The sequence below is a fragment of the bacterium genome, from assembly GCA_021372775.1.
Lineage (GTDB): Bacteria > Acidobacteriota > Polarisedimenticolia > J045 > J045 > JAJFTU01.
The window spans coordinates 1-2,050 of sequence record JAJFTU010000223.1 but is presented as its reverse complement, the minus strand read 5'-3'; the positions used below and the strand labels follow the sequence as shown (position 1 = coordinate 2,050).

Genomic DNA, 2,050 nt, shown 5'->3' with positions numbered 1-2,050 from the left:
CGACGCCTGCAGCTCCGCGTCGCGCCCCTCGAGGAACAGCCGCGCCTCGCGCACCCGCTCGGCGTAGACCGCGGGGTCGGCCTTCCCCGCGCACGGCGCGAGGCACTGGTCGAGGTGGTAGTAGAGGCAGGGGCGCTGCTTGCCGTCGAAACGGAGGTGGCAGTTCGCGACCTGGAAGAAGCGCGGGATCATCCGCAGCGTGCGCCAGGCGTGGCTCGCCGGCAGGAACGGGCCGAAGTAGAGGCCGCCGTCGGAACGGACGCGCCGCGTCAGCGCGACCCGCGGGAACTCGTCGCGCATCGTGAGCTTCAGGTACGGGTACGACTTGTCGTCCCGCAGCATCACGTTGTAGCGCGGCTGGTGCTCCTTGATCAGGTTGTTCTCGAGGATCAGCGCCTCGAGCTCGCTCCGCGCGACGATGAAGTCGAGGTCGCGCGCCTCCGCGACCAACTGCGCGATCCGCGGCGGGTGCTGCGCGCCGGGCTGGAAGTAGGAGCGCACCCGCTGGCGCAGCGAGCGCGCCTTGCCGACGTAGATGACCCGCCCCTCGGCCGACCACATCCGGTAGCAGCCGGGATCCTTGGGGACGCGCTCCAGCGCCCTCGCGACCTTCTCCGGCAGATCCTCGCGCATCGCGCCCATTCTTCCCGCCGCGCCCAAGCCGCGCAACGCGCGCTCAGTCGCCGCCCGCGGCGGCGGCCTCGCGCTCGCGCAGCCGCTTGATCTCGTCCCGCAGCTCCGCCGCCCGCTCGAAGTCGAGCGCCGCGGCGCAGGCGAACATCTCCTTCTCCAGCCCGCGCACCCGATGGGCGATCTCGCCGAGCGAGAGATCCTCTTCCTCCTCGGCCAGCTTCGGCACGCCGAGGTAGTCGCGCTCGAAGACCGAGCCGAGGACGTCGTCGATCCCCTTCACGATCGACTGCGGCGTGATGCCGCGCTCGGCGTTGTACGCCTCCTGCCGCGCGCGGCGGCGCCGCGTCTCGCCGACCGCCGCGTCCAGGGCGGCGGTCGTCTTGTCGGCGTAGAGGATCGCCGTCCCGTCCACGTGCCGCGCGGCGCGCCCCATCGTCTGGATCAGCGCCGTCTCGCTGCGCAGGTACCCTTCCTTGTCCGCGTCGAGCACCGCGACGAGCGAGACCTCGGGCAGGTCGAGCCCCTCGCGCAGCAGGTTCACGCCGACGAGGACGTCGAACTCCCCCTTCCGCAGGTCGCGGATGATCCGCACCCGCTCCAGCGTGAGGACGTCGGAGTGGAGGTACTCGACCCGCACGCCGACCTCGCGGAAGTAGTCCGTCAGCTCCTCGGCCATCCGCTTCGTCAGCGTCGTGACGAGCGTCCGCTCGCCGCGCTCCGCCCGCGCCCGCGCCTCGCGCAGCAGGTCGTCCACCTGCCCCTCGACCGGGCGGATCACGATCTTCGGATCGAGCAGCCCCGTCGGGCGCACGACCTGCTCGGCGACCTCGCCGCCGGTCAGCTCCAGCTCGTACGGCGCCGGCGTCGCGGAGACGAAGATCGTCCGCGGGCGCATCGCCTCGAACTCGTCGAAGGTCAGCGGGCGGTTGTCCAGCGCCGACGGCAGGCGGAACCCCCACTCGACGAGCGTCTCCTTCCGCGCGCGGTCGCCGCGGTGCATCGCGCGGACCTGCGGGATCGTCTGGTGCGATTCGTCCACGATCAGCAGCGCGTCCTTCGGCAGGTAGTCGAAGAGGGTCGGCGGCGGCTCGCCGGGGCGGCGTCCGGTGAGGTGCCGGGAGTAATTCTCGATCCCGTGGCAGTAGCCGACCTCCTGGATCATCTCGAGGTCGAAGTTCGTCCGCTGGGCGAGGCGCTGCGCCTCGAGCAGCTTCCCTTCGCCGTGCAGCTGCCGGAGCCGTTCGTCGAGCTCGGCGCGGATCCCCGCCGTCGCCCGGTCGAGCTGCTCCTTCGGCGTGACGTAGTGCGAGTTCGGGTAGACCGGCTGCCGCTCCAGCTCCTCGATCGTCGTCGCCCGCAGCGGGTCGATCCGCCGGATCCGCTCGATCTCCTCGCCGAAGAACTCGACGCGCAGCGC

Annotated in this window: 2 protein-coding genes; both read right to left on the bottom strand. The window is 71.7% G+C overall.

The window, feature by feature from the left end:
• A partial coding sequence (locus LLG88_07995; protein MCE5246844.1) for a GIY-YIG nuclease family protein occupies nt 1–633 on the bottom strand: 633 nt, incomplete at its 3' end.
• 43 nt (nt 634–676) lie between these two features.
• On the bottom strand, nt 677–2,050 hold a 1,374-nt coding region (locus LLG88_07990), incomplete at its 5' end, for a UvrB/UvrC motif-containing protein (GenBank protein ID MCE5246843.1).